The following is a 13,856-nucleotide window of genomic DNA, read 5'->3' on the forward strand; positions in this document are numbered from 1 at the left end:
GGTTTCCGCATGAAATTTGTATTCATATCAGTTGGTATACTTGCTACTATATTAGGATTTGCTGGCGCTGTATTGCCGTTATTACCTACAACACCTTTTATTTTATTAGCAGTATTTTGTTTTGCTAAAAGTTCAGATAAATTCCATAGTTGGTTAGTAAGCACAAAAGTTTATAAAGAATATGTAGAAGATTTTCAAAAATATAGAGGGTACACTTTAAAGAAAAAGTTTGAATTGCTTATAAGTGTATATATCGTAGTAGGCTTTTCAATTTGGATGGTCGATCATTTTTATATTCGCATAGGTCTTTGCATCATGTTATTCTTCCAAACTGTTGTATTATTCACTTTTGTTAAAACTTTGCCAAGTAAAAATAAATCGTAATATTAAAATATCGATAAAATGACGTAACGTCTTTTATCGGTATTTTTTTGTTGTATTTGCATACATCATTATTATTGTAAAATAGAATAAAAAAGTTATATAAATTTAAAAATTCTATTGCTATATAGATTGAAGGGTTATATAATAGACAAAGATGAAAATGAGAGTCATTATCAATTGGGAGGATAATTATGAAGAAACTTTTAGTGTTTATTATGGCTTTAGCATTAGTTGTTGCTGCTTGTGGCAATAAATCTGATGAGAAAGAGAGCAGCAGTAAAACAAAATCAAGTAAAGATACAGTAAGTTATAAATTAGATGACGGTAAAAAAATAGATATCCCGAAAAACCCTAAACGTATTGTTGTATTAGCACCATCATACGTTGGTGGCTTATTACACTTAGGTGTTAAACCTGTAGGTGTACCAGCTTCTACAGATCAAACACCAATACTTAAAGATAGAATTAAAGGTATTGAAAAAGTAAGTGAAGACAATGTTGAACAAGTAGCTAAATTAAAACCAGACTTAATCATTACATATAACGCAGATAAAAACTTAAAGAAATATGATAAAATCGCACCAACAATTCCTTACGACTATGCAAAACACAATTACTTAGACATGCAAGTAGAATTAGGTAAATTAGTTGGTAAAGAAGACAAAGCAAAAGAATGGGTAGAAAAATGGAAGAAAGAAACTTCTAAAGACGGGAAAGAAATTAGAGATAAAATCGGCGAAGATACAACAGTATCAGTTATTGAAGCATTCCAAAAAGACATCTATACTTACGGTGAAAACTGGGGTAGAGGAACAGAAGTATTATACCAAGCATTCGGTTTAGCAATGCCAGAAAGCATTGAAAAAGATGTTAAAAAAGACGGATGGAAAAAAATCTCTCAAGAAGAAATTGAAAAATATTCAGGAGATTACTTATTCTTACCAGTAACAAAAGGACAAGCAAAACCAGAATTCACAAAAACTGAATCATGGAAATCAATTCCAGCAGTTAAAAATGATAAAGTCATCGAAATTGATGCACAAACATTCTGGTATAACGATCCATATTCATTAGAAATGCAACGTAAATACTTAAAAGATGAAATTCTTAAAAAAGCTGAATAATCAATAGCAAATGCTATAACACCGATTCTCATTATCAGAATATAAAAAGCAGGGACGTCAGTCTCTGCTTTTTATTGTTCAGGCCATAACGCATGAAGACTATGAGATATCGTGCGCTAGAGTACAAAATCAGGGTGTAACGCATGAAGACTGAGAGATATCGTGCGCTAGAGTACAAAATCAGGGTGTAACGCACGAAGACTTCGAGATATCATGCGCTAGAGTACAAAATCAAGGTGTAACGCACGAAGACTTCGAGATATCATGCGCTAAGGTACAAAATCAGGGTGTAACGCATGAAGACTATGAGATATTGTGCGCTAGGGTACAAAATTAAGGTGAATCGCACGAAGACTGAGAGATATCGTGCGCTAGAGTACAAAATTAGTGTGTAACGCACGAAGACTCTCGAACATTATGCAACAAAAATTAAAAGCAGGGACGCCGATGTCCCTGCTTTTTATAGTTCATTATTTTGTTTCTTTCACGTATTGATCGTTAATTGTATGAATGGTTAAGCCTACGATATTCTTGTTGTGTTTCGCGAATGGTAAGCTTGCTACGTAACCCACAGCAAATGCGATAAAGAAACCGATAACGGATACTGTAAATGGTGTGATATCTGTTTTTCCTACAAAGTAAGAAACAATTGCTGCGACGATTAGTCCGATGATAACACCATAAGTATTGGCTTTCTTAGTGAATATACCTACTGCAAACACGCCGGCGATTGGTACACCGAATAGACCTGTTACAAGTAAGAATAAATCCCATGTTTCGTTTGTTTTTTGATTAATTAAGTATAATGATGCTAATGTACTGAAAACACCTGCAAGAATAATGATGATTCTTGCTAATAATACATCATTTTTAGTGTTATTTGTTTTAGAGAATCTTTGTTTTAAATCGACAACCACACATGCTGAAATTGAGTTCAAGCTTGAAGAAATTGTTGATTGTGCTGCTGCAAATATAGCAGCGATTAATAATCCGCCAACAAATGGTGGAATTTGAGTCAGAATGAAATAAGGTACGATAGCTGACGTATTAAATCCTTCTGGTAAAGATGTTACATTATTATAGAAGGAATACAACACAGTTCCCATTCCGTAGAAGATAGGGATTGTAATAAATGCTAATAACCCGTTAGTCCATAATGATTTGTTTGTTGATGATATTGAACCAGTTGTTTGATAACGTTGAACGATATCTTGGCTGGCAGTGTATTGGTGTAAGTTATTAAAGATAGAACCAATAAATATAATTGGAATTGCAGCGGCAGCAGTTCCGAATTTCCAGTTATCCATTGATACAAACTTCTTATCTTGTACAGCTTCATTTAAGACTGTTCCGAAGTTTCCATCAATTTGGAAAGCACCTAAGAAAATAACGGCAACAGCACCACCTAATAAGATAATACCTTGAATAACATCGCTCCAAATAACCCCTTCTATACCGCCCATAAACGTATAGATAACACATAATAATCCAACTAATGCTGCGATTAAATATGGGTTAATATCTGAAACGGAAGTGATTGCTAATGTTGGTAAATAAATAACAATCGCAACACGACCTATATGGAATAATGTAAATGCTAGAGATCCAATAACACGCATAGTGATACCGAATCGTTCTTCCAAATATTCATAAGCAGTTGTTACATCAAGCTTTCTGAAGAATGGAATATAGAAATAAATCAGTAATGGAATAATCGCGATAATGGCGATATTTCCTGCTGCATAAGACCAGTCTGTATTAAATGCTCTCTCTGGTGTTCCCATATAAGTAATCGCACTTAAAGTTGTAGCATAGATTGAGAATCCAACTGCCCATGCAGGGACTCTACCTTTTGCTTTGAAGAATGCGTCTGTATCTTGTCCAGCTCTTTTTGTAAAATATACACCTACTAATAACGTTGCAATTAAATATAAAATTAATGCGATCCAGTTTCCTGTACCAAATCCTACTTCATTCATAATATGACATCCCCTTTGTACATCAAATAATTATAAATTGTATTTAGAAACAAGTTCTTTAACTTTTTTGAGTGATGCTTCATCTAATGGAGCGAGTGGTCGTTTAGTCGTACCAGCCTCAATGCCATTTTCATTAAGAATAGCTTTTAAAGTAGGGTAAATACCTAAAGCTAATACTTGCTCAATAATATCGTTTGTTTCATGTTGAATTTCATATGCTTGTTCAATTTGGCCTTCTTTAGCTAAATTAAAGATTTGTCTAGCGCGTTGTCCATTGATGTTATATGTTGAACCGATTGCACCATCTACACCTGAAACAGCTGCTTGAATAAGCATTTCATCAAAGCCAGAAAGTATTAATTTGTCTGGGAACGCTTTTCTAATTCTTTCTAATAAATAGAAGTCAGCTGCAGTATATTTAATACCGATGATTTTTTCATTTTCGAAAAGTTCTTCAAATTGTTGTATAGATAAGTTAACACCAGTTAATGCTGGAATTGAATAAATGATCATTTCATTACCAGTAGCTTCAATGATGGCATTGTAGTAATACTTGATCTCTTCGAATTTGAATGGGTAATAAAATGGTGTTACAGCTGATAACGCATCATAACCTAATTCTGTAGCAAATTTACCTAATTCAATTGATTCGTTTAAATCTAATGCACCAACTTGTGCGATTAATTTAGCATCTGATCCTACTTCGTCTTTAACAATTTCAAAGACTTTCTTCTTCTGATCAGTATTCATTAAGAAATTTTCACCTGAACTACCATTTACATATAAACCATCTACTTGTTGTTTATCGATATTTTGGCGAATGATTTGTCTTAAACCTGATTCTAAAATATTGCCTTTCTCGTCAAATGGCACTAGTAATGCAGAATAAAATCCTTTCATTTAAAAAACTCCTTTATATTTATTAATTGATAATATTGTCAGACCAATTTATAATCATATTGTAAGCGAATACATATTCTTCTGTCAATCGTTTTATTATTTGATACATCACTTATGATAAAATAAATAATTAAGAGGAGGTAGGTAAAATGATGAAACGAACATCACTCGTTGATGTAGCTGTTGAAAAATTAAAAGAATATATAGCAGAACATCAATTTGATAACGGAGATAAACTACCTTCAGAGAAAATGCTTGTTGAACAATTAGGGGTGAGTCGCACAGTTGTGAGAGAAGCGATTAGTCGTTTACAACAAAGTGGTCTCATTCAAGTTAAATCAGGAAGTGGCATGTTTATAACAGAGAAGAATAAACATTTATCAATGCTTTTTGAGTCGCATATGAAAGTACATGGTTTTAAAATTAAAGAATTACTTGAAGTTCGTAAAATATTAGAACTTGGTGCGATACGTCTTTTAATAGAGAATAAAATCGTAATCGATGCAAATAAACTAAGAGATTTGAATGATATTTATTATGAGTCTTTCAACAAATCTCAAAAATTTGCACATTATGATTCAGCTTTTCATGAAACGATTATTACTTTTACTGAAAATCAAACATTAATCACAATGAGTAAAGTTATTAAAGAGTATTTCGATAAGAACCAGTTTAATCAAATCGTTGATAAAGAAGATATAGAAAAATCTTACAAAGAACATGCTGATTTAATAGAAGCAATTGAGAAACAAAATTTAACTTTAGCACATGACATTATTAATAAACATCTGTCTAGAGTCGTTGAGTGGATAGAAGAATTGGAGCAAAAATGATGGGTAAATTAGATAAGATTGAAGTCCAAAGTTTGAAGTCGCAAGTATTACAAGAAATTAAACAATATATTTTGGATAAAGGTATGACAGAAGGGGATCGCTTACCGACAGAACGTGCGTTTACTGAAATGTATGGCGTGAGTCGTTCGGTTGTAAGAGAAGCTTTGAGTTATCTCGAACATACAGGTGTGATCGAAACGGTTCAAGGAAGAGGAACGGTTATTAAAGCACCAGATATCTCTAGTTTAGTTGAAGGATTTCTATTTAGTTTCCAAGTTGCAAATGGTTCGAAAAATGATTTGCTTTCATTGAGAATTATTTTTGAATGTGCAGCTATTGAAGAAATCGTTAAATTGGATAAGGATATCTCTGATTTAAAAGCAATTGTAAATGAAGATGTTATCAATCATTATGAGAATGATAAAGCATTTCATCAAACTTTACTAAGTGCTACAGGCAATGTATTATTCGAACAATTAAGCTCTGTTATTCAGTCATACTTTTACCATATTGAAGAAGAGGGAAAAGAAATTAATTATATTCAAACGAATGAAATGCATAAGAAAATTATCGAAGCAATTGTCAATAAAGATGTTCAATTAGCTAAAGAACTTATGGCGACACATTTGTCTATTTAGGAGGATATTATGAAAATTGCAATTGATATAGGTGGCACATTTATTAAAGCTGGCGCAATTGATGACCACCACACATTACATAGTTATCAAAAGATTGAAACACCACATAATAAAGATGGTGGGATTGTTGAAGCGGTTAAGGGAATCGTTGAAACATATACAAAAGAATTTAACTTAAATAAACCAGAAGTCGGTATTTCTACTGCAGGTGTCGTTGATTCACATAAAGGTGAAATTACATATGCAGGACCTACGATACCATATTATAATGGTATAAATTTTAAACAATCTTTAGCAGATATTGCTAGTTATGTAGCGGTTAATAACGATGTATCATGCGCGTTACTTGGGGAATTGTTAACATTTGATAGAGAAGTTAAATCGATATTTTTAATGACGATTGGTACGGGTATAGGTGGTGCATATTATGAAAATCAATTACTAGAAGGTAAAAAGTATAGAGCATGTGAAATAGGCTATTTATTATATGACAAAGCAACGAATACAACATATGAAGATAGAGGCTCAACGACAGCTTTAAAAAAATTAATCAGTGCCAATTATAAAGAGGATGTACAAGTTGAGGAATTATTTGATTTGGCGTATCAAAATGATGAAAAAGCTCAAGACATCCTTAATCAATGGGCTAAACATGTTGCAGAAGGTATTGCGCAAGTACAAATTATGTTTGATCCAGAAATAATACTTATTGGCGGAGGTATTTCTAAACAAGAAGAAAGACTCTTATCATTGATTGAACCATTTATCGATGATTATTTACCAACTGATTATGGTCATGCCAAAATTGAAGTCACTTCAAAGGGAAATGATTCAGCGCTATATGGTGCTATTTCATGTTTATAAAATAATTGTTAACCTATAATTTACATTAGTTAACAATGTGGTATAATATCGTTATCTTATATTAGGAGTGAAGAATTTGAAAACTAAAGATATCGTTATTATAGCAATGTTTACTGCTTTTATTTCAGTATTAGCATTTATACCACCAATTCCATTACCGTTTATGCCGGTACCAATCGTTCTACAAAATATTGGTATCATATTAGCGGGATGTTTATTAGGATATAAAAGAGGTACATTAAGCGTTATGATCTTCTTATTACTTGTTGCAACAGGACTGCCATTATTATCAGGTGGTAGAGGCGGATTAGGTGTATTCTTTGGTCCCTCTGCTGGTTATTTATTTGGCTATCCAGTTGTTGCATTTTTAATTGGATTCTTTATAGATAGAAAGTGGAAAGAGCTCTCGTTTACATATGCGTTAACAATTAATATTGTAATTGGGGTTCTATTACTCAATTTAATTGGCGGATTTGTGATGGGTGAGTTTATGAATATTTCAATCGCTAAAAGATACATATTAGCAGCAACATTTTTACCAGGTGATATTGTTAAAGCAATATTAGCAACTATGTTATTATTTAGCTTGAAGAATGTACCCGAAATAAAACGATTAAGAAATACTTAATGAGGTGAATAACGATGGTTTCATTTAAAGATATAGAAACAGATGGAAAGGTTTTGACTGAAACAAATAGGTATATACATTATCAAACATTGGATAAACGTATTCAGTATGATTCTAACAAAATTGTATATAAAGAAATGCCAGACTTAGATACGTTTAAAGCAGATGAAGCAATGTTGAAAGAAATCCATGAAAAAAATAATCAGCCTTTTCTTAAATTTGTCTTTCCTGAAAATGAAACAATCAATATTGAATTAAGAGAATATTTGAAATTACAAGGTTATGAAACAGGTTGGTTAGAATTATATATCAATTCTGAGAAGAACTTTGAAAGTGATGATAATCAAGACGTAGAAGTTGTTCTAACGAATGAGGATAACATTGTTGATTTCTTGAACGTATCATATGAACAAGATGAAGCATATGGCAAAGATTATGCAGAGCTTAAAGTTGAATTAAATAAAGAACAATTACATAGTGATAATCCGATTCAAGTATTATCTTATTATAAAGGTAAGCCTGCAGGTATGTTGCTTATATGGATGAATAAGAAATATGTAGAATTAGATAGCTTTGGTGTTCGAGAAATATATAGAAGGTTAGGTATAGGAACGATAATGCAGGCCTTTGTAGCAGAAATCGCTAAAGATAAACCGATAATTCTTGTAGCAGACGGAGAAGATACAGCTAAAGATATGTATAAAAGACAAGGTTATATTTATAGCGGATTTCAATTTGAAACTTTAAAAGAATACAAATAAAAACAGGTTGAGACAGCAAATGATGTCTCATCTGTTTTTTATTTACAGTTATGATTGGTTTTGAATTCTATAAGCGTGACTATATACATTAAAGCTTCCATCTCTTATAAATCCAACTGCTGTTATATTTAAATCATGTGCTAAGCCAATTGCTAAGTTCGTTGGTGCTGATTTAGACAAGATGATGCCTACACCAATTTTAGAGGCTTTGATTAATATTTCCGAGGAAATTCTTCCACTAAATATGAGTACTTTATTTCTGATTGGAATGTCATGCTCTATACAATAGCCATATAATTTATCTAATGCGTTATGTCTACCTATATCGGAACGATGTAAATAGAAATTATTTCCATCACTAATGGCAGCGTTATGCAAACCACCCGTTTCTTTGAAAATCTTACTTTCTTCATGTAGTTTATCCATCATAGTTATGATTTGTTGAGGTGTAATATTTATTTTAGATTGTGACACTTTGGCTGTTACGGCATCGTTATTAAAATAGAAAGCTCTACTTTTACCACAACACGAAGAAATCATGCGTTGTGTATTTTTTTTGAAATTGATATCAATTTCTTTTGTGAGTTCTACATGTGCAAAACCTTTAGAATCATCTATTGAAATAGATTTAATTTCAGATTTCTTCTTAATAACCCCTTCAGAAGCAATAAAGCCGAGCACGAGTTCTTCTAAATCTTTAGGTGAACAAACGATTGTTGCAAATTCTTCACCGTTAATAATAATCGTAATAGGAAATTCTGTTACGTAGCTATCCGTTGTCTCAATAAATTGATCATTTTGATATTTTAATATTGGAAGATTGTAAGTCATATTTTGCTTCATAATGATCCTCCATTTAATTAATTGTTTAATAAGTTTATTTTACTTTGTAACCTATGAATAATAAAGTGAAAGCACTTTCAAAATATATTGTGATTTCATATAATAAATGTAAGTGAAATCATGGAGGGGTAAATATGGGTAAGACTAAACATCAAGGTCCTATGAAGAAAGATTTAAAGCCAGCACCAGAATTTTGGGTGAGTCCAATACCTTTTGGACTAGGTAAAGTAAAGCCTAAACATATAAGAGATACAATGAAAATTGTTTGGGATAATAAAGATAATTTAAATTACGCTAAAAATATTATCACTAAAGGTGTATGTGATGGTTGTGCATTAGGTGTATCTGGATTAAGTGATCAAACTTTAACCGGTCCTCATATGTGTACAACACGATTTAATGTTTTAAGATTAAATACAATGCCAGAAATTAAACCAGAAATTTTACATCAAGATATAGATGAATTGAGAAAATATAATAGCACAGAATTAAGACAATTAGGTCGTATTCCTTATCCAATGATGAGACGAAAAGGTGATCGTAAGTTTATCCGTATTTCTTGGGAAGAAGCGATGCAAACAATAGCTGAAAAAATGAAATCATTGAATCCAAGAAATTATGCATTTTATTTAACTTCAAGAGGGATTACGAATGAATCATATTATGTTGCAGGTAAGGTCGCGAGATATTTAGGTGCTAACAATATCGATAATGCTTCTAGAATATGTCATTCACCTAGTAAAACAGCGATGAAACGTTCAGTAGGCGTTGGAGCTTCAACAGCGAATTACCAAGACTGGATAGGTACAGACGTGTTACTGTTTTGGGGAAGTGTAGCATCTAATGCTTCACCTGTTTCAACTAAATATATGCTTGAAGCAAAGAAAAAAGGAACAAAAATCATCGTTATCAATCCATATAAAGAACCAGCAATGGATAAATATTGGATTCCATCTGTGGCAGAATCAGCATTATTTGGTACAAATGTCGCAGACGCATTCTATCAAGTCAATATTGGTGGTGACATTGCATTTATGCACGGCATTATGAAACACTGGTTTGAAATGGAAGAACAGGCATACGGTTCTGCAATTAACCATAAGTTTGTTGAGGAACATGTTACGAACTATGAAGAACTTAAAGAAACAGTCGAGAAGCAGTCGTGGGAAGACATTGAACAATCAAGTGGTATTTCTAAAGATCAAATTTATAAATTAGCGCTTGAACTTGCCAATGCCCAAAATGCTGTATTTGCCTGGGCACTAGGATTAACGATGCATGAGTTTGCGACGGATAATATATCTCAAGTATGTAATTTAGCTTTATTAAGAGGTTTCTTAGGTAGAAAGCACAGTGGTCTAATGCCGTTCAGGGGACATTCTAGTGTGCAAGGTACTGGAGAAATGGGCTGTGATCCATTTGTATTGCCAGGCGGTGCATTTGATGGAGAAAATAAAAAGCGTATTGAGAAGTTATGGGGATTCGATATTGCGGATTGGCAAGGTGATACTGTCGGTGTAACGTTGGAAAATATTATGTTACCAGATGATCATGAGCGTAAAATTAAATGTTATTATATGTCCGGTGGGAATTTCTTAGAAACAATGCCTGACCCAACATTTATACAAAAAGCTTTAGAAAACTTAGAACTTAGAGTACATCAAGATATTATATTAAATACATCTACTTTAGTTGATGCGAAAGAAACCGTTATTGTATTACCTGCGAAGACACGTTATGAGCAAGATGGTGGCGGTACGTCTACTTCAACAGAACGCATGGTTTACTACTCACCAGTAATTGAAGGAAATCAAAATAGAATAAAAGAAGCAAGATCAGAATGGCAAATATATATTGATTTAGCTAAACGTGTTAAACCTGAACAAGCACATTTAATTGATTTTAAAGATGGTCAAGCTATTAGAGAAGAGATTGCAAAAGCAAATCCAGATTATGATGGTATCCAACATTTAAGAAATCAAGGAGATGTCTTCCAGTGGGGTGGTGCTTGGTTATGTGAAGATGGTATTTGCCCAACTGAAGATGGTAAAGGTCATTTAATTAGTGTAGATATTCCAGACTTAAACAGACAACCTGATGACTTTATGTTGACGACAAGAAGAGGTAAACAATTTAATTCAATGGTATATGGCGATTATGAATCCTTTAACCATGGTGGAAGATATGATGTATTAATGAATAAAGAAGATGCCGATAGATTAAGCATCGCTGAAGGTGAAGGTGTTGTATTGCATAATGGTTTCGGCGTATTCCAAGGTGTCGCAAAATATGTAGATATCTTAAAAGGAAACATTGAAGTCTATTTCCCTGAAGGTAACTACTTATTACCTAGAGGTAGATATGAGAAATACGCTAAGATTCCAGATTACAACATTACAGTCAAAGTAGAAAAAGCGGATAGATTTAACGCCAAAAAAGATAGAGACTATTATGAAAAACCAATTAAAGATTTAGAAGAAATACCGATGCAATAATAGATAGGGAGTATCCTTAAACAAACAAGGATATTCCCTATCATTACAAATTTCACTATACTTTAAGAATAATTTGTGAAAAAATGTACTTGAGCCTTACAATAGTATAGATAAAGGTGTAAATTAAGTTTGTACATATCTAAAAAGGAAGGAAAGAAGTCATGAAAAGATTTTTAACATTAGTCTTTGCTTTGTTACTTTTATTAGCTGGTTGTAGCACAGAATCTAACCAAGATAAAGCTAAAAAAGAAACTGAAAGCAAGACGTTAACAGTATCAGCCGCAGCAAGTTTGACAGATGTATCTAAAGCACTAGAAAAAGAATTTAAGAAGAAGCATCCGAATACAAATATTAAATTCAATTATGGTGGTTCAGGTAGTTTACGTAAACAAGTAGAAGCTGGCGCAGATGTAGACGTATTAATGTCTGCAAACACTTCTGATGTTGATAAATTACAAGATAGTAAAAAAGTTAAAGAAGTTTATGATTACGCTAAAAATAAATTAATTATCATTAAATACGAAAACTCTAGCATCAAAAATATTAAAGATGTTAGTGCGCCTAACAAAGTCGCGATTGGTGAAGAAAAAAGTGTACCAGCAGGTCGCTACGCTGTAGAGTATTTGAAAAAAGAAGATCTATATAACGGTATGACAAGTACATTTGTTTTCGCAAAAGATGTTAAACAAGTATTAAACTATGTTCAAAAAGAAAATGCAGAAGCAGGATTTGTATATGCAACAGATATGTATAAAGGTAAAGATAAAAAAGTCGATAACGTTGTTAAATTAGCGGATGCACCTTTAGATCATCCAATTATTTATAGAGCTGGTCTTGTTACTGACAAGAAAGAAGCTAAAGAATGGTTTGAATTCTTAAAATCAAAAGAAGCTACAGAAATTCTTAAAGAATATCATTTTGAAGGATAGGAGATAAAGTTATGCCAGACTTAACACCACTATGGATATCAATTAAAGTAACAATTATCAGTACTATCATTGTTTGTATCCTAGGTATTATTCTGGCAAAGCTGATGCTCAATTATAAAGGCAAATTAAGACCTGTAGTTGAGAGCATCATTATGATACCAATTGTATTACCACCGACAGTAATGGGTTTTATACTACTTATAGTCTTCGGTAAGAATAAATTTTTTGGTCAATTTTTATCTGACGTATTGCATATCAATGTAATATTTACGTGGGTAGGTGCAGTGATAGCAGCGATTATTGTAAGTTTACCGCTTATGTATCAACATGTAATGAATGGATTTCAATCTATTAATCCAAAGATGCTTAACTCAGCAAGAACGATGGGTGCTAGTGAAGGGAAAATTTTTAGAACAATTATTTTACCTTTATCTAAACGTTCCATTTTCTCTGGTATTGTAATGAGTTTTGCTAGAGGGTTAGGAGAATTTGGAGCAACGCTTATGATTGCTGGCTATATTCCAGGTTTAACGAACACATTGCCATTAGAAATTTATTTCTTAGTGCAAGCTGGTGAGGAACACAAAGCATGGTTATGGGTTATAGTACTTATCGCATTTGCAGTTTGTGTGATTAGCTCACTCAATATATTAAATCAAAAGAATCATAAATGGGAGTAGATATGGATGATTGATATATCAATTAAAAAGTTAATCAAAGACAGAACGATATCATTAAATATCCAAGCTGACACTCCGAAAATTTATGCGATAGTTGGGCGATCAGGTATAGGTAAATCCACATTATTAAACATTATTGCAGGTCTTACTGAAGCGGAAACATGCAGAATAGAAATTAATCAAAAAGTGCTCAGTGATCAAAAGCATGTGATTAAAGTGCAAGATAGAAATATTGGCTATCTGTTTCAAGATTATCAACTTTTTCCACATAAGACAGTTCATGAAAATATTCATTATATGATTGAGCCTAATAAAGAGACAGAGCAATTGATTAAACATTTACGTATAGAAAATTGTTTAAATCAATATCCATCTACTTTATCTGGTGGAGAGTCACAAAGAGTTGCATTATGTAGAGTATTAAGTGTCAAACCTAACTTATTACTTTTAGATGAACCTTTTTCAAGTTTAGATGATGAAACAAAAGACGAAGGTATGGCATTGGTAAAGTCCATTTTTAAGACTTGGCAAATACCGATCATACTTGTGTCCCATTCTAAAAAAGAAGTTCAAATTTTAGCAGATGAAGTTATCGAAATTAATTAACAGTTAATTGTAAGGGGAAAATAAATAATATGTCCGAAGCCTCAAACAAAGATCAACACTTTGTTTGAGGCTTTTTTGCGCAAATAAAGGAATGTAGGGAATTCGTCATGTTGTATAGGTAATCCCCTAATACATAAACTTTGTGAAAAAATTTACAATTGATATAGATAATTAAGGGCAAATAATAGGAGG

The 13,856-nt window shown here is 32.5% G+C and carries 14 protein-coding genes; 11 read left to right on the forward strand and 3 right to left on the reverse strand.

All coding sequences use genetic code 11. The features are described 5' to 3' along the window. Positions 1–9: 9 nt before the first annotated feature. Both LQ694_RS04160 and LQ694_RS04165 read left to right on the forward strand, forming a co-directional pair. Positions 10–384 carry a YbaN family protein gene (locus LQ694_RS04160; protein WP_049319995.1) on the forward strand — a complete coding sequence of 125 codons (375 nt, stop codon included), beginning with the start codon at positions 10–12 and terminating at the stop codon, positions 382–384. Between the two features lie 191 nt (positions 385–575). Next, complete coding sequence (locus LQ694_RS04165) at positions 576–1,508, forward strand: ABC transporter substrate-binding protein (protein ID WP_049319996.1); 933 nt, start codon at positions 576–578, stop codon at positions 1,506–1,508. Positions 1,509–1,978: 470 nt separating this feature from the next. Here LQ694_RS04165 and LQ694_RS04170 read toward each other — a convergent pair whose 3' ends face one another. Both LQ694_RS04170 and LQ694_RS04175 read right to left on the reverse strand, forming a co-directional pair. Beyond that, on the reverse strand, positions 1,979–3,487 hold the full coding sequence (locus tag LQ694_RS04170; RefSeq protein ID WP_096791975.1) for a sodium:solute symporter family protein: 1,509 nt from the start codon (positions 3,485–3,487) through the stop codon (positions 1,979–1,981). A 30-nt stretch (positions 3,488–3,517) separates the two neighbouring features. After that, positions 3,518–4,387 carry an N-acetylneuraminate lyase gene (locus LQ694_RS04175; protein WP_218697205.1) on the reverse strand — a complete coding sequence of 290 codons (870 nt, stop codon included), beginning with the start codon at positions 4,385–4,387 and terminating at the stop codon, positions 3,518–3,520. Between the two features lie 149 nt (positions 4,388–4,536). Between LQ694_RS04175 and LQ694_RS04180 the strand changes: the two genes are divergently transcribed. The 5 genes from LQ694_RS04180 (at position 4,537) to LQ694_RS04200 (ending at position 8,111) form a co-directional block, all read left to right on the forward strand. Then, positions 4,537–5,220: a FadR/GntR family transcriptional regulator gene (locus LQ694_RS04180; RefSeq protein WP_164961411.1), complete on the forward strand. Its 684-nt coding sequence runs from the start codon at positions 4,537–4,539 to the stop codon at positions 5,218–5,220. Further along, positions 5,220–5,858: a FadR/GntR family transcriptional regulator gene (locus LQ694_RS04185; protein WP_196968379.1), complete on the forward strand. Its 639-nt coding sequence runs from the start codon at positions 5,220–5,222 to the stop codon at positions 5,856–5,858. The genes LQ694_RS04180 and LQ694_RS04185 overlap by 1 nt, the downstream gene beginning before the upstream one ends. A 6-nt stretch (positions 5,859–5,864) precedes the next feature. Further along, positions 5,865–6,722 carry an ROK family protein gene (locus LQ694_RS04190; RefSeq protein WP_227532075.1) on the forward strand — a complete coding sequence of 286 codons (858 nt, stop codon included), beginning with the start codon at positions 5,865–5,867 and terminating at the stop codon, positions 6,720–6,722. Between the two features lie 76 nt (positions 6,723–6,798). Beyond that, complete coding sequence (locus LQ694_RS04195; protein WP_065381694.1) at positions 6,799–7,350, forward strand: biotin transporter BioY; 552 nt, start codon at positions 6,799–6,801, stop codon at positions 7,348–7,350. Between the two features lie 14 nt (positions 7,351–7,364). Further along, positions 7,365–8,111 (forward strand): GNAT family N-acetyltransferase, encoded by a 747-nt coding sequence (locus tag LQ694_RS04200; RefSeq protein WP_058612391.1) that lies wholly within the window; start codon positions 7,365–7,367, stop codon positions 8,109–8,111. Positions 8,112–8,159: 48 nt separating this feature from the next. Here LQ694_RS04200 and fdhD read toward each other — a convergent pair whose 3' ends face one another. Next, the gene (fdhD, locus tag LQ694_RS04205) at positions 8,160–8,954 is read right to left on the reverse strand and encodes a formate dehydrogenase accessory sulfurtransferase FdhD (RefSeq protein ID WP_135016839.1); all 795 of its coding nucleotides are present in this window, start codon (positions 8,952–8,954) and stop codon (positions 8,160–8,162) included. A gap of 134 nt (positions 8,955–9,088) precedes the next feature. Between fdhD and LQ694_RS04210 the strand changes: the two genes are divergently transcribed. The 4 genes from LQ694_RS04210 to LQ694_RS04225 all read left to right on the forward strand — a co-directional run bounded on the left by LQ694_RS04210 (position 9,089) and on the right by LQ694_RS04225 (position 13,664). Next, a complete protein-coding gene (locus tag LQ694_RS04210) occupies positions 9,089–11,449 on the forward strand; it encodes an FdhF/YdeP family oxidoreductase (protein ID WP_179926301.1) in 2,361 nt (786 codons plus the stop codon). 161 nt (positions 11,450–11,610) lie between these two features. After that, entirely contained in the window at positions 11,611–12,378 is a 768-nt protein-coding gene (modA, locus tag LQ694_RS04215) for a molybdate ABC transporter substrate-binding protein (RefSeq protein WP_218697206.1), read from the forward strand. Positions 12,379–12,389: 11 nt separating this feature from the next. Then, the gene (gene modB, locus LQ694_RS04220; protein WP_058612387.1) at positions 12,390–13,058 is read left to right on the forward strand and encodes a molybdate ABC transporter permease subunit; all 669 of its coding nucleotides are present in this window, start codon (positions 12,390–12,392) and stop codon (positions 13,056–13,058) included. 6 nt (positions 13,059–13,064) lie between these two features. Further along, positions 13,065–13,664 (forward strand): ATP-binding cassette domain-containing protein, encoded by a 600-nt coding sequence (locus LQ694_RS04225; RefSeq protein WP_065381692.1) that lies wholly within the window; start codon positions 13,065–13,067, stop codon positions 13,662–13,664. Positions 13,665–13,856: the final 192 nt, after the last annotated feature.

The sequence above is a fragment of the Mammaliicoccus sp. P-M58 genome, from assembly GCF_022386165.1.
In the GTDB taxonomy this organism is placed as follows: Bacteria; Bacillota; Bacilli; order Staphylococcales; family Staphylococcaceae; genus Mammaliicoccus; species Mammaliicoccus sciuri.

Bases quoted from the DNA above. Each gene is read 5' to 3' on its own strand.
- LQ694_RS04160 (WP_049319995.1), top strand. From the start codon at position 10: ATGAAATTTGTATTCATATCAGTTGGTATACTTGCTACTATATTAGGA.
- LQ694_RS04165 (WP_049319996.1), top strand. From the start codon at position 576: ATGAAGAAACTTTTAGTGTTTATTATGGCTTTAGCATTAGTTGTTGCT.
- LQ694_RS04170 (WP_096791975.1), bottom strand. From the start codon at position 3,487: ATGAATGAAGTAGGATTTGGTACAGGAAACTGGATCGCATTAATTTTA.
- LQ694_RS04175 (WP_218697205.1), bottom strand. From the start codon at position 4,387: ATGAAAGGATTTTATTCTGCATTACTAGTGCCATTTGACGAGAAAGGC.
- LQ694_RS04180 (WP_164961411.1), top strand. From the start codon at position 4,537: ATGATGAAACGAACATCACTCGTTGATGTAGCTGTTGAAAAATTAAAA.
- LQ694_RS04185 (WP_196968379.1), top strand. From the start codon at position 5,220: ATGGGTAAATTAGATAAGATTGAAGTCCAAAGTTTGAAGTCGCAAGTA.
- LQ694_RS04200 (WP_058612391.1), top strand. From the start codon at position 7,365: ATGGTTTCATTTAAAGATATAGAAACAGATGGAAAGGTTTTGACTGAA.
- fdhD (WP_135016839.1), bottom strand. From the start codon at position 8,954: ATGAAGCAAAATATGACTTACAATCTTCCAATATTAAAATATCAAAAT.
- LQ694_RS04210 (WP_179926301.1), top strand. From the start codon at position 9,089: ATGGGTAAGACTAAACATCAAGGTCCTATGAAGAAAGATTTAAAGCCA.
- modA (WP_218697206.1), top strand. From the start codon at position 11,611: ATGAAAAGATTTTTAACATTAGTCTTTGCTTTGTTACTTTTATTAGCT.
- modB (WP_058612387.1), top strand. From the start codon at position 12,390: ATGCCAGACTTAACACCACTATGGATATCAATTAAAGTAACAATTATC.
- LQ694_RS04225 (WP_065381692.1), top strand. From the start codon at position 13,065: ATGATTGATATATCAATTAAAAAGTTAATCAAAGACAGAACGATATCA.